The following is a 24,891-nucleotide window of genomic DNA, read 5'->3' as shown; positions in this document are numbered from 1 at the left end:
CCGCAGAACATTGCGTATAATAAGGATGAACTCTGCGATGTATTGTGCATTGCAGTAATACAATAATTTACACGTTTGGATAGGAAATATGTCTATTGAAACAGGTGCTGGTGTTTCCAAGCAGATCATTACTGATCTCAAAGGCCGTCTCCTGGCCTTGAAGGAGCATCTTTGACTTACCTCGCAAAAGAGAAGAACTGGAAAAGCTGGAACGACTGACCATGGCGCCGGACTTCTGGAATGAGGCTGCTGTAGCCCAGAAAGTCCAGAAAGAGCATGGCCAGCTCCAGGATATTATTAAAGCCTGGGATGATCGCTGGGAGGAGTTGGAAGAAATCGAACTTCTCCTGGAAATGGCCACTGAAGAGGGTGATGCCGAATCGGAAGTTGAGGTCGCTGAAAGGCTCCGCGAAATGCAGGATGAAATTGCTGTTGCGGAGGTGGAGTGTATGTTCAGCGGTGAGCATGATGGCAATAACGCCATAGTTTCCATTCATGCCGGTGCCGGTGGTACAGAGGCACAGGACTGGGTGGATATCATGCTGCGCATGTACCTGCGCTGGGCTGAGGATAAAGGTATCAAAACTGATATTCTCGATTATCTGCCTGGTGATGAAGCTGGCGTGAAGGGTGTGACTATCATGTTCCAAGGGCGCAATGCCTATGGCTATCTGCGCTCTGAACTTGGCATTCACAGGCTGGTGCGGATTTCACCGTTTGACTCCAGCGGCAGGCGCCACACCTCCTTCGCCTCGGTAATGGTCATGCCCGAACTGGATGACAGTGTCGACGTGAATATCGAGGATAAGGATCTGCGCGTTGACACCTACCGGGCAAGCGGTGCCGGGGGTCAGCATGTGAACAAGACCGACTCCGCTATTCGCCTGACCCATTTGCCCACCGGTGTCGTAGTGCAATGCCAGAACGAACGCAGTCAGCATCGCAACAAGGATATGGCCATGAAAATGCTGGCGGCACGGCTTTATGAGCTTGAGAAGCAGAAGCAGGCCGAAGCCCAGGAAGGTTTGAGCGGCGACAAGAAGGATATTGCCTGGGGCAGCCAGATCCGATCCTATGTCCTGCAACCGTACCGGATGATCAAAGATCACAGAACCGAGCATGAAACAGGTAATGTGGACGCGGTTCTCGATGGCAATATTGATCAGTTCATTAAGGCCTATCTGCTCTGGAAGAAGTAGGAGCCGTTTGAGAAATACATTTTAGTTCTAAGCTGTTGAAGTCAAATTAATGCTCGTACTGTTCGTTAAAAGTATTGTTTCGCTTAATTTGTCTTCAGCGGCCCGATCTGAAAGAAAATCATATTTCTCCATCGGTCTCCTGAGTTTTTTGTCATTTGAGGTGTAGCATCAGTACAGGTAACAGCAATAACGCGCAGGCTGGGAAAAAAAGTTCGCGCTGCGCCAGGTGTGGGGCTTGCACCGTAGTTTGCCCCGTTTACAGGGCCAGTGGTGGCAAAGAATATTACTCTGGCCGCGGCAAAAAATATCTGCTCGAAGTAATGGGGGAGGAAACTCCCTCTCCCGTTTTCGAAGATATTTTTTCCAAATGTCTTCTTTGCGGGGCCTGTGTCGCAGCCTGTCCACGTGGGGTGGACGTGGTTGAAGAGGTGCGCGATGCCAGGAGTGACTTCACCAGAGGCTATGGCGAACATGGCTACCAGAAATTTCTGGCGGCTAAGGTGCTCGAAAAGCCTGAACTGCTCGGCGTCGTCCGTAGATTTGGCAGATCCTTTCACTCCCTTCTCAGTACAACTCTCCCCGCCGATAGTGGCTTACGGGTCAAGTTGGCCATGTTTGGCGGCGAACCCGTTTCTTTCGCCAATGAAAAAATAGCATCTCCCGCAGCTCCCATATCGACCAGTACCGGTATCGGTGAGCAACTGATCTATTTTCCCGGTTGCAGTGCAAGGTATCTCGCCCCGGAAGTTCTCGATGCGAGCCGTGAGCTGCTCGGCTCCCTCGGCTTTTCTGTCCATATTCCTGCAGGGCTGGTCTGTTGCGGGTTGGCCATCGATTCTATTGGTGAGCGGGAAAAAGCACGGCAACTGGCTAAAAAAAATATCGAAGCGCTGGAGCAACAGAAAGGTAGGATCGTGGTCAGTTGCGGCTCCTGTTACGCTCATTTGCTGAGGTATAAGCAGCTGTTGTCAGGAGATAGCCCTTGGGCAGACCGTGCTGAAGAAGTCGCTGGGCGACTGGTGGAGCTGAGCCGGCTTCTTGACCTGACACTGGCGGAAAAGGGCCTGAAAATAGAAAAAGATTCACCCGGACGTGTAGCGTCAAAAAAGAATCTGCGCGTTTTTTATCATGACCCCTGTCATTTGCGAAACGAGCTGGATATCACCCGGGAGCCCCGTAATGTTCTAAAACGCTTCTCAGCCCGGGTTGAACTCCTGGAATTGGCAGACGGGCCTCAGTGCTGTGGACAGGGAGGGTTGTTTCATCTGGGAGCGCCGGAACTCTCTGCGACTATTCGCGATGACCTGACTGCGAAAGTACTGGCCATGGAGCCGGACATCATCACCAGCAGCTGTTCCGGTTGCCTGATGCAGTGGAAATCTGCGCTGGCCGCAGCCTCTGTGGAATTACCGGTGCTGCATCTCTCAGAGCTTGTCTCGATGCTTTCTGGTCAGAAAGCTTGAGCGGCCCGAATATCCCCTGGGCCATATGCACCATCCTGCTTCAATTTCAATGATCGGAGCGGGCGGGGAGTCTATCCTGATAATTATCTCCATTTTAAAAAAAGAAATACGCAGGCGCCTACTCATCCGGGCCTGCGTATTTGTGCCGGTATTGACCGGCCAACCTGATACTGCTCTGTATTAGTCGCCAACGGCAACTGCCATTTTAGCTCGAGCTAGAGGCGCATCTCCAAAGACTTCATGGGATCTCATGGAGTGTCCTTGTTTAAGGAGTTTAACAATGGGCCAGACGGCAAGAACAGTCAGAGGAAGAATGATTTGTAAGACAACGGGAAGGAACCAGAGTATTACGATGATTTCGGCTGGAAAATTCATACTACACCTCCTGTCAAGCACATGATCTTGTGCTGAATTGATTGGCTTTGGTATGGGTGATCCGGAATCACAACGGGACTTCTCGTTTCGTATAGGTACAGTGTACGGGGTGCTCCTGACAAAATCCCCCCCACACAGTGGTTATGCAGCCTGTGAAAGTGGTTGAATACTCTGATTGCACAAGCTTACCGTTATGCAAGTATTCGGCAAGATAGTAGATTTTAAAAGTCGCAGTATCTAAAAAAAAAATGCAACCCGAAGGCTGCATTTTTGAAGGAGAGGTGGTTCGAAGATAAGTATCGCCCTGATCTTCGAACCGGCGAAAGGTCTCGTTCGTTTTAACCGAGAATTTCCTCAACTGGGGTGTAGTTGAGATTAAAGGCTTCGGCTACAGCCTTACAGGTGACCTTGCCGCGAACAACGTTGAGGCCTGGAGTGATCTCAGCATTGTCCTTGCAAGCCTGCTTCCAGCCCTTGTTGGCGATCTGAACCGCATAAGGGAGCGTGGCATTGGTGAGTGCGAGGGTGGAGGTTTTAGCGTAGGCACCGGGCATATTGGCTACGCAGTAATGGACGATGCCGTCCACCTCGTAGGTCGGTTCAGCATGGGTTGTTGCTTTTGAGGTCTCGAAACAACCACCCTGATCGATTGCTACATCCACCATTACTGAGCCTTTTTTCATAACCTGGAGCATGTCACGGGTGACCAGTTTGGGAGCCTTGGCGCCGGGAATAAGCACTGCACCGATGACCAGGTCTGCTTCAGCCAGCAGTTCGCGGAGTTTGGGCGTGCTGCTCATTACCGGGATGCAGTTGGCAGGCATGATGTCGCTCAGATAGCGGAGGCGGTCGAGATTGGTATCGAGCAGGTACACTTTTGCTCCAAGACCACAGGCCATCTTGGCTGCGTTGATACCGACAATACCACCGCCGATGACGACAACGGTGGCCGGCTCTACGCCGGGAACACCGCCAAGCAGAACACCGCGACCACCGTTCGGCATGGCAAGATGGTTTGCACCCTGCAGGGTTGCCATACGACCGGCCACTTCACTCATCGGGGTAAGCAGGGGCAGGGAACCGTCGGCTTTCTGAATGGTCTCATAGGCAATGTTGATAGAGTTGGCATTCATGAGCGCATGGGTCTGCTGCTCATCTGCAGCCAGATGCAGGTAGGTAAAGACGATCTGGCCGTCACGAATCAGCTCATACTCGGAGGGCTGAGGTTCCTTGACGTGCATGACCATGTCAGAGCTCTGATAAATTTCTGCGGGGGTGTTGACAATTTTTGCGCCTGCAGCGACATATCTCTCGTTGGGAAAACCGCTTCCGACACCAGCGTTGTTCTCTACGAGAACCTCATGGTTGTTGGCCACCATAACCTCAACGCCTGCCGGAGTCATTGCAACACGATTCTCCAGTACTTTGATTTCCTTTAGAATTCCAACAATCATGGCATTACTCCTTGAAAGTAATAATGAAAAAATGTTCCCGGTATGATCCCGCCCGGAGGAGAGGAGAAAGGGCGAAACCACACCAGGAATCCTGGTACCACTATTTAAAGGATATATGGAACCTTCAGGTTATATCCTTCGTACACGACAAAACTCTCAACAGTCTGAACATCATCTATCTTTGTTACCTGGCTGGTGACGAATTCGAGCAAGTTATATTCTTCATTAAGCAGTACCTGCAGAATGATATCGTATCTGCCTGTAACAATTCCTGCTGAAACCACGCCTTTGAGCTGGCTGAATTCCTGAGCCTTTTTCTGGAGCTCCATGCTTTTGAGTTTTACCCCAAGGTAGAGCAGGTTATGACCGGGCAGGGCGTCTACCCGGATATTGCCGGATATATCGAGGAGACCTTCTTCAATCAGCTTATTGACCCGACTGCGGACGGTATTCTCAGTGATGGAAAGATCAGTAGCGATCAGCTTGAAAGATTTACGGCCATCTTTGAGGTGTCGGATTATCTCGATGTTTGTCGCATCAAGTTTCATGGTGATCGTGTCCTTTATTATTACATTTATTCTGACCGGTATGTGCTTGCACATCTAAAATCAGATATAGCCCTGATTGAGTATAATGTCAAAATAAAAGATCAATAATTGTAAAAACATAAATTTGGGATTGCCAATATTCGGATTACCTCATGCGTAAAAAACCCGGGCACGTGTGGAAAAGATCTGGCTTTTCACTGCCCCTATGCTATGAGATCAGGTTTTTTAAGGAGTCTATCGGGCGTAATACACCAGACTTTCGTTGAGGAGCAGTTAAGGGGGCACGCGCATTGTATTACGGATACTGCTTTGACCAATCTGTTGTCAGCTGCATTTCTCCTGCCCGGCCGGTCTTTTTACAGCCTCGGGCGGCAGTAGTTGGCTGCATGAGCAGGCAGAAGCGGGGTCGCCGGTTTTATGGCATATGGCGGTGAGCGGGTGTTTGCGGGTACCGGCACGTTGCTTGGAAAAATTAATAATCAGTCCGGAGCATATGATAACCGTCAGGCTGATAATAAAAAGCAGAATAAACGTGGTCATAATTCAGATTCCATCACAGCGGTTAGCCGCCGAAATCATCAAATTTAATGTTTTCTCCCTCGACTCCGAGATCTTCAAGCATATTGATCACGGCGGCATTCATCATCGGCGGTCCGCAAATATAGTAGTGTATATCTTCAGGAGCCGGGTGGGCTTTGAGGTACTTTTCGTACAGTACATTGTGGATAAAGCCTACATCACCCTGCCATTTATCTTCGGGCAGCGGGTCGGAGAGCGCAAGGTGAAAGGAAAAATTATCGTTGTTTTTTTCTATCTCATAGAAATCCTCAAGGTAGAAACATTCCTTGAGGCTGCGTCCACCATACCAGTAGGAGACTTTGCGATTGGTGTGGTGGGTCTTAAACAGATCGAAGACATGGCTGCGGAGAGGGGCCATGCCAGCGCCGCCACCGATAATGATGACTTCTGATTGGGATTCATCCATAAAGAATTCACCAAAAGGACCGGAGATGGTTACCTCGTCACCGGCCTTGAGGTTGAATATATACGAGCTCACCTGACCCGGAGGAATGTCTTTCTTTGCTCCCGGCGGTGGACTGGCAATCCGCACGTTCAGCTTGATAACCCCTCTTTCACCCGGATAGTTGGCCATGGAGTAAGCCCTGGTAACCGGGGTATGGACATGGGACTTGTACTGGAACATCTGAAATTTGGTCCAGTCGCTCAGATATGATTCACCAATATCAAAGCTGGCGTAGGAGAGTGTATGCGGCGGTACTTCGATCTGGATATAACCTCCGGCCTTGAAATCGACATTTTCGCCGGGGGGCAGTTCCAGTATCAGCTCCTTTATGAAAGTGGCAACGTTCTCATTTGAAACGACTTTACATTGCCATTTCCTGGCATCAAGCATGGAATTCGGCACTTCGATTTTCAAATCACGCTTCACTGGCACCTGGCAGGAGAGGCGCATCCCTTCGCGCTCTTCCCGTCGGTTGATCTTTCCTTTCTCTGTAGGAAGAATGGCGCCACCGCCTTCAGAGATAATGCATCGACACTGACCGCAGGTGCCACCGCCACCACAGGCAGAGGAGAGAATGATGCCGTTGTCGGCCAGGGTTGTGAGCAGTTTTCCTCCGGGTTTACCGGTAACAACCTTGTCCTCGTTTATGATGATGTTGATATCACCGCTGGGCAGCAGGGTTTTCTTGGTAATAACGATAAGCGTCACAAGTACCAGCTGGATGCCGAGAAAACAGAGTACGGCATAAAGAATCTCATTCATATTCTGCCTCCTATACCATGAACATAAGCATCATTTACAAAATGAAATGGCAGAACCGACGAGACATTGCTACTGGCTTTGTGCTGTGAAGGAGAGTCATTTTGGCACATAAATCTGCTCATGAGAAGTTCTGGTTAGAGTTGCATTCCTGCAAGGCCCATAAACGCAATGGCCATCAAACCTGCGGTGATAAAGGTCATCCCAAGGCCTTTCAGACCTGCGGGCGGGTCGGCATACTCACTGCGTTCACGAATTCCTGCCAGTACTACCACCGCCAGAAAAAAACCTGCTCCTGCGCCAATGCCGTAAGCGACGCTTTCACCAAAGGTGTAATCACGTTCGACCATGAAGAGTGAAGCACCGAGGATGGCGCAGTTGACGGTAAGCAGCGGCAGGAAGATGCCAAGGGTGTTGTATAGTGCCGGTAAAAAACGGTCGAGCACCATTTCCAGTATCTGCACCACTGCGGCGATGATGGCGATGTAGGTGAGTAATCCCAGAAAGGTGAGGTCGATATCGGGTTGTCCGGCCCATGAAAGGGCTCCTGGCTTGAGCAGAGTCGAGAGCACCAGGTTATTCAGGGGTACCGTGATGATCTGCAAAAAAAGAACAGCCGACCCGAGACCTATGGCGGTTTTTACCTGCTTGGAGATAGCAAGGAAGGTACACATGCCGAGGAAAAAGCTGAGCGGCAGGTTCTCAAGAAAGACTGAGCGGAAAATTATATCGAGATAGTGGCCCATTATTCAGTCTCCTGTTGATCCGGCAATGCTGTACGCACTGCCCAGATGATCAGTGCGACAAGGAAGAAAGCGCTGGCCGGCAGTACCAGCAGGCCGTTCGGGATATACCAGCCGCCATTGCTCACTGTTCTCATAATCTCGTAGCCGAACACCGAGCCGGACCCAAAAAGCTCGCGTATAAAGGCCACCAAGATCAGGATAAAGCTGTAGCCCAGCCCGTTGCCGACACCGTCCAGGAAAGAGGCCACCGGCGGATTGCTCATGGCGAACCCTTCAGCCCGACCCATGATGATGCAGTTGGTGATGATCAGCCCGACATAGATTGAAAGCTGTTTCGAGAGTTCGAAGACAAACGCTTTCAGGATCTGATCGACCAGTATAACCAGAGTGGCTATAACGGTGATCTGGATGCCGATACGAACCGAGTTAGGGATCTGGAAGCGTACTATGGAGATCGTCAGACTGGAGAAAGCAGTAACAAAGATTACACAGACCGACATCACGAAGGCGGTGGCCATCTGGCCGGTTACCGCCAACGCCGAACAGATACCGAGAATCAGCAGGGCGATAGGGTTACGCTTGAATATGGGAAATACGACCAGTTCGAGTTTTGATTCAGCCATTTGAATTGTCCTTTTTCTTCAGTTGGCTCAAAAATGGTTGGAAACCGTGATCTCCGAACCAGAATTTCAACAGATCCGAAACACCGTTGGAGGTGAGGGTGGCGCCGGAAAGGCCATCGATCTCATAGGCAGCATCGGCTGAAGTCTCGTCGATAGTGCCTTTGATGACTCTGATTGCAACATCTTCATCCTTGTACACCTTTTTCCCACCCCAGCGTTGCTGCCAGCGGGGGTTTGAAACTTCGCCGCCCAGTCCCGGCGTCTCACCATGCTCATAGAAGGAGACTCCGCGGATAGTGTTCAGGTCGCTGTCTATGGCCACATAGGCATACATGGTGGACCAGAGCCCCTTACCCCGCACGGGCAGCACTATCTGGGAGATGGTGTCGTTGTCCTTTATCACATAGACCAGGGAAATTTTTTCCTGGCGGCCAAGCTTGGCGAGATCTGCGTCGGGCTCAATCGGTCGGCCCAGATCGTTTGAAAGAGCGGCTCTTCGCTGGTTGTAGTTTTTTGGATCGAGCTGGTCTGCTTCAACAAACTCGCCGCTTTCAAGATCGACCAGCCGGGTCTCAACGTTGGCAAAGAGTTGGTCTATCGACTTCCCTTCCTCGAAGAGGCCCGCCGCATAAAGGATGTTTTTCTGGCGATCGAGCTGACGGTTGGCTTCCTGTCTGGGGCGCAACCCCACTGCCGCTCCTGCCACCAGGGCAGAACAGGCGAAGGCCAGGATAAGAACCGAATAAAATGGTTTGGCGGCTCGTATGTCAACCATGGCGGAGCCTCCTTCTCTTGATGTTGGCTTGCAGCACGAAATAATCAAAGAGCGGTGCGAAGACATTGCCCAGGATAATCGCCAGCATTGTCCCCTCTGGGTAGGCAGGGTTGGCAACGCGAATCAGTATGCAGAGGATACCGACCAGCCCGCCATAGAGCCATTGGCCGGTATTGGTGTGGGCCGCAGATACCGGGTCGGTGGCCATAAACACCATGCCGAAGGCGAAACTGCCCATCACCAGATGATAGTAAGGCGGGAGTGAATAGAGGGCATTAGCCGGACTATTATGGAACGAGAGCAGCACCGAGGCGATTATGCCACCGATCAGCATTGAGACAATGATCCTCCATGAAGCCACCCTGGTTACCAGCAGGATAACGGCCCCGAAAAGACAGGCGATGGCAGAGGTCTCACCCATGGAACCCGGAATATTGCCAATAAACATCTGCAGCCAGTCGATACCCATGGCCGAGGCGGGGGTGCCGGGTGCGGCAGCAGCGGCAGCGCCGAGGGGGGTCGCACCGGTGACGCCATCCACGGCGGTCCAGACCGCGTCGCCTGAGATCTGGGCCGGGTAGGCAAAATAGATAAAGGCGCGGGAGGCGAGGGCCGGGTTCATGAAGTTGCGACCCACCCCGCCGAATACCTCTTTGGCAAACACCAGCCCGAAGGTGATGCCTGTGGCCACCTGCCAGAGCGGGATGGTGGGCGGCAGTATCAAGGTGTAGAGCAGGCCGGTGACTAAAAACGCTTCTGAAAATTCATGGCCGCGGATAATGTTGAAGATACCCTCGACAATTGAGCCGACGACCATGGTGACGACATATATGGGCAGGAAGTAAAGAGCGCCATGAGCCAGATTGGAGAAGGTGCTGGCAGGGTCGCAGCCGATCCCGGCCATTATTGCCCCCCGCCAGCCTTCAGGTGCCGCCAGGCCCAGCGAGGCGATTGCCTGGTTAGCCTGGTATCCTGTGTTCCAGAGGGCCATGATGACGCAGGGAAACAGCGCAATCAGCACCGTGGTCATGATCCTCTTCAGGTCGATTCCGTCCCGGACGTGGGGGGCGTTCCTGGTGGTAGTGTTGCTGCCGAAGAGAAAAGAGTCGAACGCTTCATAGAGCGGATACCAGCGGGCAAAACGTGCGCCCGGCTCGAAGTGTTGTCCCAACTCTTCCATTTTCTTGCTGAGTTTATTCATGTCTGCTCTTTATGATTGTCTGTTGTTCTCAGCCTTCGATTTCAATTGTGGTCAATACCTGGCGGAGGTTGGTACCGAACTCATTTTTTCCGGGACAGACAAAACTACATGGGGCTACGTCCTCCTCGATGAGTTCGAGGCACCCGAGCGCCTTCGACTTTTCTGTATCGCCCACCAGCAGGGCGCGCATCAGATAGGTGGGGATGATGTCCAGGGGCATCACGTCTTCATAAGTGCCTAAAGGATAAATAGCCCTATGGCCACCCCAGACGGCGGTGTTCATGTCTAGCTTCAGCAACTTGTTCATGGCGGAGGTGAAAACGGGTTTGACCGAAAATTTACTGGCACCCGGCAGTGCCCAGTTGAGCAGGCTTCTGCCGCTGTTATCGGGCAATACGCTTACCTGATTGTGATACCGGCCGAGGTAGGCGTGGTGCTCATTGGCGTTGCGGCCGCTGAGCACAGAGCCTGAAATGATGCGCATTGTGTCATTTCTCAATTCTCCGGCGCAGAGATCGTGCAGGTTTGTACCTAACCGTGTGGTTACAAGTGACGGATTCCTCACTCCAGGTCCGGCGAGTGAGATGGTACGTTCCGTCATCAACGTGCCGGTCCGAAACAGGTAGCCGATAGCGATGACATCCTGATAGCCGATGTGCCAGACGGTTTTTTTCTCATGGACCGGATCGATGAAATGGATATGGGTGGAAGCCAGTCCTGCAGGGTGGGGTCCTGTGAAGGTCCAGTAATTGAAGTTTTCCTGCTTTTCACCGATGCCGAGTTCACGGTCTGCTGAGCAGTAGTGAACCGGCACTTCCAACAGCCGGTCGAGCAGATCAAGGCCCATTTTGTAATCCTCGGCATGGGCCGAAATGATGAGTTCCGGTGGTGGTGCCAAAGGCTCGCTATCGATTGCGGTGATAAAAAGGGATGCAGGCAGGGTATCAATTTCAGGGATTTTGCCGTAGGGCCTGGTACGGAAGGATGCCCAGAGCCCTGATTCGGCAAGAACTTCCCTGATGGCCTCTGCCGAGAGGTTTTCCACGGGCTGGCCAGGGTTATCCACGAACGATATCGCCTCATCGCCCATCAGTTCGATCACCAGGGATTCGAATTTCCTTTTGGCTCCGCGATTTATAGCCACCACTTTGCCGCAGCCGGGTGCTACATACCTTTGTCCCTGTGATTTCTTGTTAGTGAAAAGCAGTTGCCCGGTTTTAACCATGTCGCCGACCTGCACCTCCATGGTCGGCTTCATGCCAACGCTGTCGTCTCCTATCAGGGCAACACGGCGGCTTTCTGCTCCTTTGCGGATTGTGGGCTCCGGGGCACCGCTGATGGGCAGGTTGAGTCCTTTTTTGATGATTATATGTTCCATATCAGCTGAAAAATCCTGAAGAGTGAGAGTTTCTCTGCTGCTTATCGATGAGATATCCTTCACAGCCGTCAAGCGATTCCAGTAGCTCCAGCCCTGTATCACGACCAAGAGCCATGACTGCGGTGGCGAGACCGTCTGCGAGGCCAACCGTCGGGGCCGTGATGGTGCAGCTGGCCAGGTCCGGAGAAGAAAAACCGGTCCGGGGATCTAATATATGATGATTGCGAAAATCAGCGGTGTAGGGTTGGAAGTAATCTCCGGAGGTGGCAACCGCCCGGTTGATCACCTTCACTGAAACGGGCTCCATTGGTTGCTCTATCCTTGGATTACGTATGCCGATTCTCCAGGGGCTGCCGTCCGGTTTGGCGCCGGCCACCATCAGGTCGCCACCGGCATCTACACAGACATTGTGAAATCCGGCCGCTTTTAAAGCCGCCACCCCCTGATCGACGATATATCCTTTGCCTATGCCATCCAGGGTGATACCCATGCCGGTTTTCTGGAATTGTACAGATGAGGCGTTTGCTGCCAGGTAGCGATACCCCGTTGCTGTCCTGGCCTGGGTGATGGCTCCGCTACTATCGGCATATTTGCCTGCAAATTCAGAGTGAGCATTCATCACCGGCAGAATCGTCACGTCAAAAGCACCGTCGCTTCGTTCACTGAGGCCAGCCGAGAGGCCAAGCAGTTCGAGCAAATCCTTGTCGGGGCTGTCGAGACGGCCAGTGGAATTCAGGGTAGCCACCTGGCTGGTCGGCATATGCCGGCTCAGTATTGCCTCAAGCCCTTTCATCCTGTTTATGGTCCGATCAATGGCAGCCTCACAGGCATCACGGTCTTTCCCGTAAACGGTCAGGTTGAGATAGGTACCCATGATCGGCTGACTGCGCCTGGCGACCTGAAGCCTGGCATCTCCGGTAAACAGCCCAAGCTGCCAACACCCACCCGCTGCGCCGGCGACGGCGACTATTTGCAGGAAAGTCCGCCTGGTTATCTTTTTTTTCATTCTTCCTCACCTGTTTTTTTCAACATTTTCATGGGCGCAGTGCACAGCTTTGATGAGCGCTGCTATGAATGAAATCACATGTGTTGAGGGGGTGCCCAATGGCTTGAATGGGCTGACAAAATTTGCTGACTCATCGAAATATTAAAAAAAAATATAATAAACTATAACGGGAATGCGAAAGTGAATCAATCTCATTTGGGAATAAGATTGGTAATCTTTTGTATCTGAAAATCTTTGAGAAAACCCATATCTGCAGTTTAGCATGATTTTACCGCAAAGTTTCAAGAATTATCCGGTGTATAATTTAAGACGTAGGGCAAGAAATGGTTGGGAACGCAGGGACTGCAGGAGTATCTGACTTTTCGCTGAGGTGATTCCGATGGCTGGAGATATTATTGATTCAGGCAAAGTTTCAGGCAAAAAAAAGAGCTATGAAAAACTGGGACTGTTCTATCTGGGCCGGGAAATTGGTGACAATGGAGAAACAATCGCCCCTATGCTGCTCAGGAGTCGTGACCTTACCACCCATGGCGTGATTATAGGCATGACGGGAAGCGGCAAAACAGGCCTTGGAATTGGATTGATAGAAGAGGCGATAATGGATGGGATTCCCTCAATTATCATTGATCCCAAGGGTGACATGGGAAACCTGTTGCTGACATTTCCTGATTTACAGGCCCATGATTTTCAGCCGTGGCTGGAACAGTCGGAAGCATCCCGTAAAGGGCTCAGCCTTGAACAGTATGCGCAGAAAACCGCTGCACAATGGCGGGACGGTCTTGCAACATGGGATCAGAAGCCCGATAGGATCCGAACTCTTACTCAACAAGCAGAGATAACCATATATACCCCTGGTGGAGGTGGTGGCGTGCCGGTTTCTGTGTTGGCAGGCTTTGCCGCACCAGTCACGGATCCGGCGGCTGATCCCGATACCTTGAACGATCTTGTTACCTCAGCTGTTTCAGGATTGCTGGCACTATTGCAGATTGACGCCGACCCGATGCAGAGCAGGGAACATATCCTGCTCAGTTCGATCTTGCTGCACTACTGGCAGAAGGGGAATGGGGTGGATATGGAGGCATTGATCGGTGCCATAGTCAGCCCGCCGATCGAAAAGATTGGCGCTTTTGCCCTGGAGACATATTGCAAACAGTCCGATCGTATGCAGCTTGCCATGCGCCTGAACAGCCTCCTGGCAAGCCCCTCTTTTGCAGGTTGGGTGAAAGGAGAGCCGCTGGATATCCAGCGTATTCTTTACACCGATGATGGCAGGCCCAAAACCGCAATATTTTCGATTTCCCACCTGACCGATAGCGAACGGATGTTTTTTGTCACCTTGCTGTTGAACAGGTTTGTCGGCTGGATGAGAATGCAGCGAGGGAGTTCATCTTTGAAAATGTTACTTTACATGGATGAAATTTATGGATTTTTTCCTCCAACCGCTAATCCTCCATCGAAAAAGCCCATGTTGCTTATCCTCAAGCAGGCAAGGGCCTTTGGCTGTGGAGTGGTGCTCTCAACCCAGAACCCGGTAGATCTCGATTATCGGGGGCTCTCGAACATGGGCAGTTGGTTTATCGGCAGGCTGCAGACAGATCAGGATCGGAAAAAAGTTGCGGGTGGCATCGCTGGAGCGAGCGATGGCCGATTCACTGCCAGGGATGTTGAGCTGCTCCTGGCAAAAATGAAGGGTAGGCAGTTCCTGCTGAATTCAGCCCATCTGGATGAGCCAATGGCCTTTGAGACCCGGTGGGTTATGTCCTTTTTAAAAGGCCCGCTTGCCTCAAAAGAGATCGAACAGCTGATGGCGGACAAGGTGACGGTGGCTAGAGAACTTCAAGGTAATTCGATCACTTCCGGAGAGGCGGACATGGCCCGGTCTGCACCAGGACCGGCCATGGCGGAAAGCAGCGCACCGATTCTGGCAGGCCAGATAGAGCAGCGTTATTACCTGCCTGCTGCTCCAGGAGAAAAATGCGTGTTGCAGCCTGCGATTGCAGCACGTTGCAAGGTTCGCTTTTTTAACGCCAGCAGAAATATCAATGAGACCAGGCTGGTGCAGCGCTACTATCCACTAGGGGGGACTGCAGAAAATTTCCCAGGTTTGGCTGAGATTACCTGGTCGGAGGCTGAAGAACTTCCTTTCGCACTGGAGGAATGCTTTGTCTCGGCCCCCTCAGGTTACGGATATGCTGCAATACCTGCTGAAATCTGTGCGGTTCAAAATCTGCGAGCTGCAGAAAAAAGTTTTGCCGATGCCCTCTACCGAACCGAACGGCTCGAGCTTTTCAGGGTGAAATCTCTGAAGCTGGAATCGGTACCCCATGAAACACTGACGGATTTTAAAGTCCGGCTTCGCGACCTGTTACGGGAGAACAAGGATGAAGCGGTTGATAAACTGCGGGCAAAATATGACCTCAGGCAGCAGCGTCTGCATAAAAAAATTCAGCAAGCCCATGAACGTCTGCAGCAGGAAGAGGCCGAGGTGCGAACGAAAACGACAGACACGATTCTCTCTTTCGGGGTGGCGGTGGTCGGAGCACTTTTCGGGCGCCGGTCGGCCGGCAGCGGTACCTCGGGGTTTGCCACCGGTATGCGGAAAGCGGGGAGGGTGTTTACAGAAAAAGACGATGCCAGAAGGGTGCGACTGGAACTTGGGCAGCTTCAGAGTGAGTTGGAGCTGTTGGCAGGGGAGCTGGAGCAGGAGATAGACGCACTGGGAAGTTCATTTTCAGTTGAAAATTATCAGATCGAGACGTTTACCATCAATCCGCGAAGAAAAGATATATTTGATGTGAATTGTTTCCTGGTGTGGGAGCTTGCAGAGGTTGGAGACATATTGCCAAGCTAATGACGAAGCAACAAATTGTAGAGACTAGGCAAGAAATGACTTTTTGTCAAAGTGAAAATGAGAAGGAGTTGCTGAAAACAGAATTGTTGAAAAAAGTGCGGATTAGGGTGGAAATTATTAGGTGTTGGTGGTATGCCGATGAGAAGAAGAGCATCCCCATGATTTCAGCATATTACATGGGATGAAGAGAGCACCGGAGTGGAGAGGAAAAGAGCTATGAGAACGAGTAGTTCAGCTGTTTTCAAGCTGACTCTCCTGTCTGGAATTCAGCGTCTGTTCCATTGCCGGAATGGAACGGTCGTCTGCAACAATTAAATGCAGAATGCCAACCACACAGTGAGCCATGAAAGACCCCATCTATCCCGACAGAACACAGTATGAAGTTTCTCAGTGCTATCCAGAGGTTATGTCGGCCTTGAAAGATCTCAGCACCAAAGTCCGCAATTGCGGACCACTGGAAGAGAAGACAACACATCTTATCCAGCTGGCAGCTGCTGCGGCAAATGGATCTGAGGCAACGGTTCATTCACACGCCAGGAGAGCGATGAGAGCAGGCGCAAGCAGTTATGAAATTTACCATGCCTTGATGCTGCTGCTGCCTATCTGTGGTTATCCGATAACCATGGAGGCGATATCCTGGTGTCGTGATATCCTCGAAGGGGAATGCGGCGAGTAATCGCCGCACCGGGACAAACATAAAGTTCTTGTAAGTATTTATTTTTAGCTGCTTCGGTGTCCTGGTTTGTGGTTTGCCGGTTCAATTTGTTTTTTGCGCCTGTCATTTGATATGTGGGGCTGGCCGATTAGCGGATGATGAGATTGTGGAGTTCGTTGTGGTCATCTCCTTCTATCGGGAAATGGTGTGCAAGTATCTCTCCTACACGTTCGATCGCTCTGCACAGGCTTTCGCAGCGGCAGTTCGTCCTGATGCCGTGAGTCAGTTCTTCTACTATTTCAAGCCATTGGTCGGGGGCAATTTTTTCGTTGATGCCCCTGTCGCCCAAAACCCATACTTTATGCTCAAAAACTGAGATGAATATCAGGATACCGTTCTCAGCCCTGGTGCGATAAAGTCCCTCCTCATAAAAAGATGTTATCGCCGCCTCTGCCACCTCCTCCTCGACCTGGTCACTGTTCAGGAAGAAACGCTTTAGCCACAGGAGGTGGGCAACAAGAGCCCGGGCGGGGAGGTAAAGCACCGCAAAAATTGCCAGAAAAAGGTACATGTTTTCGGGTCCAAACCAGAGGTAGTTGCCGATAAGAGAGGTTAGCAGTAAAGCCACAGGAAGAGTGATAATGGCGCCGCCTGAAGCACAGGCCAGCGGGTAGTGGTGGCTGGCTGAGACTATCATGGGTACGATCTCACCCGAGGTTTGGAGTTCGGCCGCATGAACTGCCTTGCTGACCAGCTGTTGTTCTTCTGGTGTGAGAAACGATTCGGCAAGATTTTTCATATCACCATCCTCCTGAGGCACCGCCTCCGCCGAAACCGCCTCCTCCGCCGCCAAATCCTCCTCCGAAACCACCCCCCAAACCTCCGCTGCCGTAACCTCCGTAGTGACGGCCGCTCCCGCGGTGAATGGTCCTGGAGTTCAATGAAGAGGCAGCAAAGGCAGAGGCGATCAACCCTCCGACCGCGCCAGCGGGTACCAGGACAGCAAGAAGCAGCCATTTCGCGCCAAGGATGAAATAGCCAAGAATCGGTGCGGCAACTCCGCCGATGGTAGCCGCCAGCGCTTTGTGTTTGCCGAACGCTTTTCCGATAAAGAGCAGAACGGCCATCAGCATAATGGGAAATGTCCCAAGGCCGGCCTGATTTTGGCTGGCTTGATTTTCCGGGGCGGAAAACTCACCCCGGACAACATCCATCATGGCATTGACGCCATTAATTACCCCCTGGTCGAAATCGCCACGCTTGAACGAGGGAGCAATGATCTCCCGGATTATTCTGCCCGAAGTGAGGTCGGTGAGTGTGGGCTCGAGGCCGTACCCAACTTCTATTCTGATTTTTCGATCATTTTGGGCAATGAGCAGGATGGCTCCGTTGTCCAGATCGGCCTGGCCTATCCGCCAGTTTTCTGCAACCCTGATCGAAAAATCCTCCAGCGAATCACCTTTAAGACTCTCTATGGTAAGGACTACCAGTTGGGTCGACTGTTCATCCTCAAATGTTTTCAGGGAATTTTCGAGCTGACTCACAGTGGCAGGATTCAGCATCTTCGCGTAATCATTGATCCTGGCCGTAAGAGGGGGGACTTCGAGGGCCCCCGCTGACGGCGCTTGCAGTCCTAGTACCGCAATGATGGTTATTGGCAGAGCCATGCCGGAGGCGGCTCTACAGATACGAAGACCATGAACATATAGAGAATTACAGCAATCGGCAAAAGACATTGCTCTTCTCCCCAAAATGTACCGGTTAAAATTTCACTTCCGGCACCTGTTTTGCTGCTTCGTCCGCTTTGAAGTATTCCTTGCGGTCCAGGTGGAGCAGGATGTTGTTGGTCAGGCTCTGGGGAAATTTGCGAATAGCGGCGTTGAACACCTCCACTGCCTGGTTATAGCGTTGACGAGCAACGTTTATTCGGTTTTCAGTACCTTCCAGCTGATTTTGCAGATCGAGAAAATTCTGGTTGGCTTTAAGATCCGGGTAGCGCTCAACCACCACCATGAGTCTGGAAAGAGCAGAATTGAGTCCTCCCTGTGCCTCCTGGAATTGCTGCATTTTGGCGGCGTCTCCCAGGTCGGAGGTGTTGAGCTGTATGGAAGATGCCTTGGCCCTGGCGTTGACCACCGCTTCCAGTGTCTCTTTCTCATGGGCTGCATAGCCCTTTACTGTTTCAACGAGATTGGGGATCAGATCACCCCTTCGCTGCAGGGTAGCTTCGATATCAGCCCAGGCTTTGAAAACAGATTCCTCCTTTATCTGCAGATCATTATAGCCACAGGAACTGAGCATAAACGCGGTGAGAGCCAGTGCGCTCAGCCAGTTGAGTTTTTGAAAAAATCTAACTGGGGCAGGGCGGGTCATGGGAACCTCCATAATCGGTATGGATTTGCAAAACACTCAGAGTCTGTATGTTCTTCAAGGTTTGTGCCTGACAAAAAATATCCTATATGGTCTTTGCTCTGTTGTCCATCCCCATCGTGCTGTTTCTCCATAATTAATGAAAGTCGTTGACAAGATAAAGTTTAGCGCCTAGATATTTGCCTAGTTAAATATCTAGAGGAAATTTATGGATAAATTACAAGAGAATGCATTAGGTCGCCTGTTGTACCTGTCTGCCATGTCGTTCAGGAACTATCTCGAAAACCACTTGAAACCATACGACCTGACGGCGGAACAGTTTCATGTGATGAAGTGCCTGATCGAGGAAGATGGCGTAACACAGAGTCGTCTTTGTACTTCGACCTACAAGAGCCCGGCCAATGTGACCAGGATTCTTGACAGGCTGGAGAAAAAGCGATGCCTCGAACGACGGAATAATCCTGGCGACAGACGATCGAGCCTGGTCCATCTCACCGGGCAGGGAGAGCTTCTCATGGCAAAGATCAAGGAGGAGCTTGCCGATTGTGAGGCGAAGGTAACAACTGGTTTGAGCCCTCAGGAGGTGCAGGTAATTAAAGATGGGCTGAAGATCATCCGCTACAATATGGAACAAAGTATGGGGGAACAGGCGAAATGAGAGAGGGGAAAAAGGGCAGTATTCTCGTGTTGTTTGTATTAGGAGTATTTTGCGGAGTTGTATTCTTAAGCGGCATGGTGGCAGCTCAGGGGCCACCGCCTGCACGGGTTATTGTCAGCAAGGTCGTAGAGGAGGAGGTCTCCCAGAGTCGCTCGGTGATCGGCATTCTCTACTATGAGCGGACCAGTGACATTTCTACCGAGGTGGCCGGCCTGGTAGAGGTAGTGCGTGTGAACCAGGGTGATCATGTGAATGTGGGGGATGTGCTGGTTGAGCTTAATACCGAGATTCTCGATCAGGAGATAGTCCTGACGAAAACTCGTATCGCCCAGGCGGAACTTCGTATAGTCAACACCAGGAAAAACTTCAATCGCCTGCAGAATCTGTTCGACAACAAGGGGGTCAGCGAGAAGGATTTCGATGATGCGCTTTACGCCTATCAGGACGCCCAGAAAGAAAAGCAAGCCAATCAGGATAACCTGAAAAAACTGCTGATCCAGAAAAAAAGAAGCGTTATCACCGCTCCTTTTGCCGGTATTATTCTCGCCAAAAATGTGGATTCAGGGGCCTGGGTCCAGCAGGGCAAGCAGTTGGTGAGCCTCGGTTCTATAAATGATCTGTATGTACGGGCACCGATCTCGGAGGCGCTGTTGCAATACATCCGAATGGGTGAAGAGGTGCCGGTGATCATAACCGCTTTTGGTGAAGAAAAGAGCGGTAAGGTGGTTGATATTGATCCGGTGGCCGATGTGAAGACCAAAAATGTCTTCTTAAAGATCAAGATCGATCCGTTGCCGCTGGTCGCTCAGAACATGTCGGCTACGGTTCACGTGCCTGCCAGCCCCAAAACGCAACTGCGGATATTGCCGAGAGCGGCGATTATCAAAAATCAGGGCAAAGATTTCATCTTTACCATCAAAGAAGGGAAGGCCTCCATCCTGCCGGTTCATGTCGTTAGCTTTATGGGGGAAAAAGTTGCGGTGGATAACCCGTATATCGTGGTGGGAATGGACGTGGTGGTAGAAGGTAATGAGCGTCTCCGCCCTGATCAGCCGGTTATGATTGCGGGAGAGAGATAATGAACATCGTCGAATACGCTCTGAAAAAACCGGTGAGTGTGGCGGTGGGAGTTATCCTGGTGGCCACCTTTGGCCTGCTCGGTCTGCAAAAGCTGCCGGTACAGCTCACTCCGGATGTTGAGACGCCCCAGATCACTGTACAGACAACCTGGGCCGGCGCGACCCCTTACGAGATTGAGAAGGATATCATAGAGATACAGGAAGAGGCTCTGAAAGGGCTGCAGGGGCTCACGGAGATGGAGAGTTCCAGTTACAATAACTTCGGTGAGATTACTCTCTCGTTCGGAATCGGAACCGAACTGGATGATGCGCTGCTCAGAGTCTCAAACAAAATGAACGAGGTGTCCGGCTATCCCGATTCGGCGGATAAGCCAAAGATCGAGGCTGCCGGTGCTAACAGTTCGCCGGTTATCTGGTCCATGCTCAAGACCCGCGAAGATAACCCTAACCATATCAACACCTATCGCACCTATTTCGAAGACAATGTGCGCCAGCATATCGAGCGTGTGCCGGGAGTAGGTTCGTTGTTGGTTTTTGGCGGTACAGAGGCAGAAATGCATGTCACTCTCGATATGACCGAGATGGCACGGTACAACATCTCCATAAATCAGATCAGCTCCGTTTTGAAAAATGCCAATGCCACCACCTCAGCAGGTGTGCTTGGTATTGGCCGCAAAAACTATCGCATCAGAACCATGGGGCAGTTTCAATCCCCGGAAGATGTAATGGATGTGGTGGTGTTTGATGATGGTATCAAGCGTGTCTACCTGCGGGATATTGCCAAGGTTGATCCCGGCTATGATGAGGAGACCGGGGCTGTATTCCATAACGGGACCCAGGTTATTGTAATCGGTATCCGCAAGGAACCGGGTGCCAACGTATTGGAGATGACCGAGCGTGTGGAACAGGAAGTGGAGCGGCTTAACAGTGGCCTGCTTGGTGATAAACAACTCTACATCGATATGGTCTATGACCAGCGACCATATATCAACACCGCTATAGATCTGGTGAAGACCAATGTGATGCTCGGTGGCCTTTTGGCTATTCTCGTGCTCCTCACTTTTCTCCGCAGCCTCCGTTCCACCATTACCACCGCGGTGGCTATCCCGGTCTCCGTGGTGGGCAGTTTTATCTTTTTGTGGGTGAGCGGCAGGAGCCTGAACGTGGTGAGTCTGGCCGGTATCTCTTTTGCGGTGGGCATGCTGGTGGATAACTCCATCGTCGTGCTGGAGAATATTGACCGCCACCGAAAGATGGGCAAAGATGCATTTACCGCCGCGCTGGACGGTGCCAATGAGGTGTGGGGTGCGGTTTTCGCTTCCACCGCCACCACCGTGGCGGTGTTTCTGCCGGTGGTATTCATGCAGGAGGAGGCCGGTCAGCTCTTTCGCGATATCGCCATAGCCATCACCTTCTCAATCATGCTGAGTCTGGTGGTGTCTGTTACCGTTATCCCGACCTTGATCAATATTTTCTATAGAAACAGAAAAGAAAAAGAGAAGACCTGGCTGCAGAGATCCACTGTGGGGCCGGTGATAGCTGACGGTTTGATGTGGTTTTCAAACCTCTGTTTAAAAAACGTCTTCACCAGACTTGCATCGGTATTGGTTTTCACCTTGCTTTCCGTGGTGCTGATCGTGAGCCTCAAGCCCAGTGCAGAGTATCTGCCCCTGGGCAATCGTAACCTTATTCTGAATATTCTTATCCCGCCCCCGGGGTACTCGGTCGACAAGCTCAAGGAGATAGGCGGTTACATCTTCGAGAGTTCAGAGCCCTATTTCAAGGAAGACGACCGGGAAGGGTTCCCCCAGATCAAACAGATGTTTTATGTCGGCTCGGACCGTTTCACCCTATTTGGTGGTATCTCGACCCATGAGACCCGTGCAGCTGAGTTGATTCCCCTGTTTTCACGAATCATGAACACAATCCCCGGTTTTTTCGGGGTCTCCCTGCAGGCTGGTATTTTCGAGAGCGGGCTTGGCGAGGGCAGAACCGTTGAGGTCAATATTTCCGGCGAGAACATTGACCAGATAGCGGGCTCCGCCCTGATGCTTTACGGGGCAACCATGCAGACCATACCAGGTTCCCAAGTGCGGCCGGTGCCATCTTTTGAGACCAGCTACCCTGAGATCAGGGTTATTGGTAATAAAGAAAAACTTGCGGCTAACGGGCTTACTGAAAGAGATCTGGGCGTCTATATCGATACCCTGATGGATGGTCGCAAGGTGGATGATTACCGCCCGGAAGGTGTGAAACAGATCGATCTGGTGGTCAAAGGCAGTGATGAGATTTACGATACACCGGAGCGTATTTTAAAGGCGACCATTGTCAACAGCTATGGCAACCTTATCCACGTCGGCGATGTAGCGAGTCTCGAGTATAGTCAGGGCATGCCCCAGATCAATCATCTGGAGCGTAAGCGAACCATCACCCTGCAGGTGACTCCACCCAAGGATCTGCCCATCCAGACGGCCATGGAGACTATTGAAAACAACCTGATCAAACCGATGCAGGAAGAGGGCAAATTGGCCGGACTGGATATCACCATCGGCGGTAATGCCGATAAATTGCAGGAGACAGGGGAGGCGTTGAAGTGGAACCTGTTGCTGGCTCTGCTGATCACCTACCTGCTGATGGCGGCGTTGTTTGAGAATTTTCTCTATCCACTGATCATCCTGTTCAGTGTGCCCCTGGCAGCAGCGGGTGGGTTTGTCGGGCTTGTTGCCGTAAACGCTTTTGTGGCACCACAGGCCTTTGATATCCTGGCTATGCTTGGATTTATCATCCTTATCGGTACAGTGGTCAATAACGCTATCCTGATTGTTCACCAATCGTTGAACAACGTTCGCTATAACGGTCTGGTCGGCATGGAGGCAGTTTCCGATGCGGTGCGGACCCGTATCCGGCCCATTTTCATGAGTGCCACCACCAGCCTTTTAGCCATGACCCCGCTGGTGCTTTCCACCGGCTCGGGTAGTGAGTTGTACCGCGGCCTGGGTTCCATCCTGTTGGGAGGACTGGCCCTGTCAACGCTGTTCACGCTTTTTGTCATTCCATCACTTCTCATATTCGTCATAGGTTTTGAAAGGAGCAGAGTCAATGAAGAGAGTTAGTCTGGTCACCGCAACTTTTGTCGGTTGTCTCGCGGGCGCAGTTGCTGCGCAGGCGATGGATCTTACGGCAATGCAGAATGCCGCGGTGGATAATCGTGCGGTGGTGCAGCGCTTTATAAGCAACGTGGAGAGCAGCGAGCAGGATGTTGCCCTGGCGAAAGGGCCCTACTATCCGTCTGTGGATCTCTCCTATATCACCAATACGCTCGATGAAGCGAGTCAGTTTGAGAATTCTGAGAACAGTGTGGCTGAAGCCACGGTGAGCTGGAATATGTTCTCAGGATTTCGGGATAAATATAACCTGCTTACGGCCCGGCAACTCCAGGAGGTGGAAGAGTACCGCCTGGAAGGCATCAAGCAGGATCTCAGGCTGGTGGTCGCTCTCAGTTATCTCGGGGTTTATGACAGTCTGGCCAACCTGAAGGTGACTGAAGATGCAGTCCGCACCCTTGAGCGGGTCTACCGGGATGGTGAGAATCGATATGAAGTGGGGCTGATCGGTAAAAATGATCTGCTCAAATTCAGGGTCGACTACGATAACGCCGATATTAATATGAAAGCGGCCCGGGCCCGCCTTGATAAGAGTGTCAACTCTCTTTCCCGGGAGATCGGGGTCGGGGTGACTCTGGAAGATTTGCGTTTTGAAGAATTTTCCATATTGCCGAACGAGCTTGATGAGATGGAATACCTGCAGAGGATGCTTGTCTCGCGTAGCGAAATCCTTGCCCTGGAAGGGGTGATAGCCGCCAGTGAGTCCCAGGTGCGGGCAAGTTACGCTGATTATTATCCCAGCGTGGATCTGGTGGGCAGTTACAGCCGCTACGACGACAACTACTTCAACGGCGCCGGTGATGAAGAAGATGACGAGTTGCGCGCCAGTCTGGTTCTCTCCATGAATATTTTTCGTGGCTTCACCAAAGAGGCCCAGACCAGCAAGGCCAAGCTGGAAAAGCGCGGCAATCAGTTTGAGTTGCAGGAGCTGCAGGAGACTCTCACCAATGATCTGCACAATCTTTTCATTGATTACCGGGTAAGCCTGGAGAACGTGGAGGTTGCCAGAAGGTCAATTGAGCAGGCAGAGGAAAACCTGCGAATCACCCAACTGAAATATGATGAGGGACTGGAGCGTGAGTCCGATCTGCTGGATGCCATCGCCAGTCTCTCCCGGGCCCAGGCCAACGAGGTGGCGGTTATCCGCACTGTGTATAGTAATTATTTCCAGATTCAGAGGATGGTCGCCGGCTTTTAACCTGAATATTACCTCGGTCATGCAACGCCATCTTCTCCAGTGTTTTGCCTTGAGCATAGGCTCATTGCAAAAAACGTCGAATATGACGTCGCCTGAACCGATGGGATCTCTGGCAGGATATTGAAGTTCGTCGAGACCTCTGGGATTTGCCTATGTGAGTAGAGTGAATCCCAACTCTCTTTGAACAGCAGCCTGTCTCAATTCATTCTATTATAGTGTATGAATTAGCTGCGCTTTTTGGTAGCTTTTGGGTTGTGCCTCATTCGTTCCCCGTCCTTTGCCATTTAGCAGAGGGCGGGGTTGTTTTTTGGCGGAGAGAATTTCCATTTCGGCTTCCGCTTTGTTTTTCCCTACCAGCCTATTAC

22 protein-coding genes are annotated in these 24,891 nt (G+C 51.6%); 8 read left to right on the top strand and 14 right to left on the bottom strand.

The features are described from left to right. The first annotated feature begins 88 nt into the window (after positions 1-88). Both prfB and ACN5NT_RS16870 read left to right on the top strand, forming a co-directional pair. Positions 89-1,199 (top strand): peptide chain release factor 2 gene (gene prfB, locus ACN5NT_RS16875; protein WP_136798171.1). Its coding sequence is split into 2 segments (ribosomal slippage): positions 89-172 and positions 174-1,199, totalling 1,110 coding nucleotides; the frame shifts between segments, so codons are not numbered across the junction. 155 nt (positions 1,200-1,354) lie between these two features. After that, positions 1,355-2,662: a (Fe-S)-binding protein gene (locus tag ACN5NT_RS16870; RefSeq protein WP_419176199.1), complete on the top strand. Its 1,308-nt coding sequence runs from the start codon at positions 1,355-1,357 to the stop codon at positions 2,660-2,662. Between the two features lie 180 nt (positions 2,663-2,842). Here the strand turns inward: ACN5NT_RS16870 and ACN5NT_RS16865 are convergent, their stop codons facing one another. From ACN5NT_RS16865 to ACN5NT_RS16815, 11 genes are all read right to left on the bottom strand, one after another. After that, positions 2,843-3,037 (bottom strand): hypothetical protein, encoded by a 195-nt coding sequence (locus ACN5NT_RS16865; RefSeq protein ID WP_419176198.1) that lies wholly within the window; start codon positions 3,035-3,037, stop codon positions 2,843-2,845. 338 nt (positions 3,038-3,375) lie between these two features. Beyond that, positions 3,376-4,491 carry an alanine dehydrogenase gene (gene ald, locus ACN5NT_RS16860; RefSeq protein ID WP_136798174.1) on the bottom strand — a complete coding sequence of 372 codons (1,116 nt, stop codon included), beginning with the start codon at positions 4,489-4,491 and terminating at the stop codon, positions 3,376-3,378. A gap of 104 nt (positions 4,492-4,595) precedes the next feature. Further along, positions 4,596-5,039, bottom strand: a complete 444-nt coding sequence (locus ACN5NT_RS16855; protein ID WP_136798175.1) for an Lrp/AsnC family transcriptional regulator — start codon at positions 5,037-5,039, stop codon at positions 4,596-4,598. 324 nt (positions 5,040-5,363) lie between these two features. Next, entirely contained in the window at positions 5,364-5,579 is a 216-nt protein-coding gene (locus ACN5NT_RS16850) for a hypothetical protein (protein ID WP_419176197.1), read from the bottom strand. A 22-nt stretch (positions 5,580-5,601) separates the two neighbouring features. Beyond that, positions 5,602-6,825 (bottom strand): NADH:ubiquinone reductase (Na(+)-transporting) subunit F, encoded by a 1,224-nt coding sequence (gene nqrF, locus ACN5NT_RS16845; protein ID WP_419176196.1) that lies wholly within the window; start codon positions 6,823-6,825, stop codon positions 5,602-5,604. 134 nt (positions 6,826-6,959) lie between these two features. Beyond that, positions 6,960-7,571 (bottom strand): NADH:ubiquinone reductase (Na(+)-transporting) subunit E, encoded by a 612-nt coding sequence (nqrE, locus tag ACN5NT_RS16840; protein WP_419176225.1) that lies wholly within the window; start codon positions 7,569-7,571, stop codon positions 6,960-6,962. Further along, positions 7,568-8,191, bottom strand: coding sequence for an NADH:ubiquinone reductase (Na(+)-transporting) subunit D (locus ACN5NT_RS16835; protein WP_136798179.1), 624 nt, complete (start codon positions 8,189-8,191; stop codon positions 7,568-7,570). The genes nqrE and ACN5NT_RS16835 overlap by 4 nt, the downstream gene beginning before the upstream one ends. Continuing rightward, on the bottom strand, positions 8,184-8,966 hold the full coding sequence (locus ACN5NT_RS16830) for a Na(+)-translocating NADH-quinone reductase subunit C (RefSeq protein ID WP_419176195.1): 783 nt from the start codon (positions 8,964-8,966) through the stop codon (positions 8,184-8,186). Before ACN5NT_RS16830 ends, ACN5NT_RS16835 begins: the two co-directional genes overlap by 8 nt. After that, positions 8,959-10,167 (bottom strand): NADH:ubiquinone reductase (Na(+)-transporting) subunit B, encoded by a 1,209-nt coding sequence (locus tag ACN5NT_RS16825; RefSeq protein WP_419176194.1) that lies wholly within the window; start codon positions 10,165-10,167, stop codon positions 8,959-8,961. The genes ACN5NT_RS16830 and ACN5NT_RS16825 overlap by 8 nt, the downstream gene beginning before the upstream one ends. A gap of 28 nt (positions 10,168-10,195) precedes the next feature. Further along, entirely contained in the window at positions 10,196-11,545 is a 1,350-nt protein-coding gene (locus ACN5NT_RS16820) for a Na(+)-translocating NADH-quinone reductase subunit A (protein ID WP_419176193.1), read from the bottom strand. A 1-nt stretch (position 11,546) separates the two neighbouring features. Beyond that, positions 11,547-12,551: an FAD:protein FMN transferase gene (locus ACN5NT_RS16815; protein WP_419176192.1), complete on the bottom strand. Its 1,005-nt coding sequence runs from the start codon at positions 12,549-12,551 to the stop codon at positions 11,547-11,549. A gap of 379 nt (positions 12,552-12,930) precedes the next feature. Between ACN5NT_RS16815 and ACN5NT_RS16810 the strand changes: the two genes are divergently transcribed. Together ACN5NT_RS16810 and ACN5NT_RS16805 are read left to right on the top strand one after the other, a co-directional pair. Next, entirely contained in the window at positions 12,931-15,402 is a 2,472-nt protein-coding gene (locus ACN5NT_RS16810) for an ATP-binding protein (RefSeq protein ID WP_419176191.1), read from the top strand. A 343-nt stretch (positions 15,403-15,745) separates the two neighbouring features. Beyond that, positions 15,746-16,078: a carboxymuconolactone decarboxylase family protein gene (locus ACN5NT_RS16805; RefSeq protein WP_136798185.1), complete on the top strand. Its 333-nt coding sequence runs from the start codon at positions 15,746-15,748 to the stop codon at positions 16,076-16,078. Between the two features lie 127 nt (positions 16,079-16,205). Here ACN5NT_RS16805 and ACN5NT_RS16800 read toward each other — a convergent pair whose 3' ends face one another. Genes ACN5NT_RS16800 through ACN5NT_RS16790 form a run of 3 tightly spaced genes read right to left on the bottom strand, consistent with a single transcriptional unit; the run spans position 16,206 to position 18,358 of the window. Continuing rightward, positions 16,206-16,856 carry a TPM domain-containing protein gene (locus tag ACN5NT_RS16800; RefSeq protein ID WP_419176190.1) on the bottom strand — a complete coding sequence of 217 codons (651 nt, stop codon included), beginning with the start codon at positions 16,854-16,856 and terminating at the stop codon, positions 16,206-16,208. Position 16,857: 1 nt separating this feature from the next. After that, positions 16,858-17,793 carry a TPM domain-containing protein gene (locus ACN5NT_RS16795; RefSeq protein WP_419176189.1) on the bottom strand — a complete coding sequence of 312 codons (936 nt, stop codon included), beginning with the start codon at positions 17,791-17,793 and terminating at the stop codon, positions 16,858-16,860. Between the two features lie 25 nt (positions 17,794-17,818). After that, positions 17,819-18,358: a LemA family protein gene (locus tag ACN5NT_RS16790; protein ID WP_419176224.1), complete on the bottom strand. Its 540-nt coding sequence runs from the start codon at positions 18,356-18,358 to the stop codon at positions 17,819-17,821. A 277-nt stretch (positions 18,359-18,635) separates the two neighbouring features. On the opposite strand from ACN5NT_RS16790, the gene ACN5NT_RS16785 reads away from it, so the two are divergent. From ACN5NT_RS16785 to ACN5NT_RS16770, 4 genes are read left to right on the top strand one after another with little or no spacing between them, the layout of a single operon-like run. Beyond that, a complete protein-coding gene (locus ACN5NT_RS16785) occupies positions 18,636-19,085 on the top strand; it encodes a MarR family winged helix-turn-helix transcriptional regulator (protein ID WP_419176188.1) in 450 nt (149 codons plus the stop codon). After that, positions 19,082-20,164, top strand: a complete 1,083-nt coding sequence (locus tag ACN5NT_RS16780) for an efflux RND transporter periplasmic adaptor subunit (protein ID WP_136798189.1) — start codon at positions 19,082-19,084, stop codon at positions 20,162-20,164. The genes ACN5NT_RS16785 and ACN5NT_RS16780 overlap by 4 nt, the downstream gene beginning before the upstream one ends. Continuing rightward, positions 20,164-23,277: an efflux RND transporter permease subunit gene (locus tag ACN5NT_RS16775; protein WP_419176187.1), complete on the top strand. Its 3,114-nt coding sequence runs from the start codon at positions 20,164-20,166 to the stop codon at positions 23,275-23,277. Before ACN5NT_RS16780 ends, ACN5NT_RS16775 begins: the two co-directional genes overlap by 1 nt. Next, entirely contained in the window at positions 23,264-24,526 is a 1,263-nt protein-coding gene (locus ACN5NT_RS16770) for a TolC family protein (protein WP_419176186.1), read from the top strand. The genes ACN5NT_RS16775 and ACN5NT_RS16770 overlap by 14 nt, the downstream gene beginning before the upstream one ends. Positions 24,527-24,891: the final 365 nt, after the last annotated feature.

Origin of the sequence: Desulfosediminicola sp., assembly GCF_048381775.1 — a bacterium.
In the GTDB taxonomy this organism is placed as follows: domain Bacteria; phylum Desulfobacterota; class Desulfobulbia; order Desulfobulbales; family Desulfocapsaceae; genus Desulfopila; species Desulfopila ganghwensis.
This window is presented reverse-complemented; position numbering and strand designations above follow the sequence as displayed.

Excerpts from the sequence above, each read along its gene's own strand:
- ACN5NT_RS16855 (WP_136798175.1), bottom strand. The coding sequence starts at position 5,039 with ATGAAACTTGATGCGACAAACATCGAGATAATCCGACACCTCAAAGAT.
- nqrF (WP_419176196.1), bottom strand. The coding sequence starts at position 6,825 with ATGAATGAGATTCTTTATGCCGTACTCTGTTTTCTCGGCATCCAGCTG.
- ACN5NT_RS16835 (WP_136798179.1), bottom strand. The coding sequence starts at position 8,191 with ATGGCTGAATCAAAACTCGAACTGGTCGTATTTCCCATATTCAAGCGT.
- ACN5NT_RS16785 (WP_419176188.1), top strand. The coding sequence starts at position 18,636 with ATGGATAAATTACAAGAGAATGCATTAGGTCGCCTGTTGTACCTGTCT.
- ACN5NT_RS16820 (WP_419176193.1), bottom strand. The coding sequence starts at position 11,545 with ATGGAACATATAATCATCAAAAAAGGACTCAACCTGCCCATCAGCGGT.
- ACN5NT_RS16865 (WP_419176198.1), bottom strand. The coding sequence starts at position 3,037 with ATGAATTTTCCAGCCGAAATCATCGTAATACTCTGGTTCCTTCCCGTT.
- ACN5NT_RS16830 (WP_419176195.1), bottom strand. The coding sequence starts at position 8,966 with ATGGTTGACATACGAGCCGCCAAACCATTTTATTCGGTTCTTATCCTG.
- ACN5NT_RS16805 (WP_136798185.1), top strand. The coding sequence starts at position 15,746 with ATGAAAGACCCCATCTATCCCGACAGAACACAGTATGAAGTTTCTCAG.
- ACN5NT_RS16800 (WP_419176190.1), bottom strand. The coding sequence starts at position 16,856 with ATGAAAAATCTTGCCGAATCGTTTCTCACACCAGAAGAACAACAGCTG.
- ACN5NT_RS16825 (WP_419176194.1), bottom strand. The coding sequence starts at position 10,167 with ATGAATAAACTCAGCAAGAAAATGGAAGAGTTGGGACAACACTTCGAG.
- ACN5NT_RS16775 (WP_419176187.1), top strand. The coding sequence starts at position 20,164 with ATGAACATCGTCGAATACGCTCTGAAAAAACCGGTGAGTGTGGCGGTG.
- ACN5NT_RS16770 (WP_419176186.1), top strand. The coding sequence starts at position 23,264 with ATGAAGAGAGTTAGTCTGGTCACCGCAACTTTTGTCGGTTGTCTCGCG.
- ACN5NT_RS16780 (WP_136798189.1), top strand. The coding sequence starts at position 19,082 with ATGAGAGAGGGGAAAAAGGGCAGTATTCTCGTGTTGTTTGTATTAGGA.
- ACN5NT_RS16795 (WP_419176189.1), bottom strand. The coding sequence starts at position 17,793 with ATGTCTTTTGCCGATTGCTGTAATTCTCTATATGTTCATGGTCTTCGT.
- ald (WP_136798174.1), bottom strand. The coding sequence starts at position 4,491 with ATGATTGTTGGAATTCTAAAGGAAATCAAAGTACTGGAGAATCGTGTT.
- ACN5NT_RS16810 (WP_419176191.1), top strand. The coding sequence starts at position 12,931 with ATGGCTGGAGATATTATTGATTCAGGCAAAGTTTCAGGCAAAAAAAAG.
- ACN5NT_RS16850 (WP_419176197.1), bottom strand. The coding sequence starts at position 5,579 with ATGACCACGTTTATTCTGCTTTTTATTATCAGCCTGACGGTTATCATA.
- ACN5NT_RS16790 (WP_419176224.1), bottom strand. The coding sequence starts at position 18,358 with ATGCTCAGTTCCTGTGGCTATAATGATCTGCAGATAAAGGAGGAATCT.
- ACN5NT_RS16815 (WP_419176192.1), bottom strand. The coding sequence starts at position 12,551 with ATGAAAAAAAAGATAACCAGGCGGACTTTCCTGCAAATAGTCGCCGTC.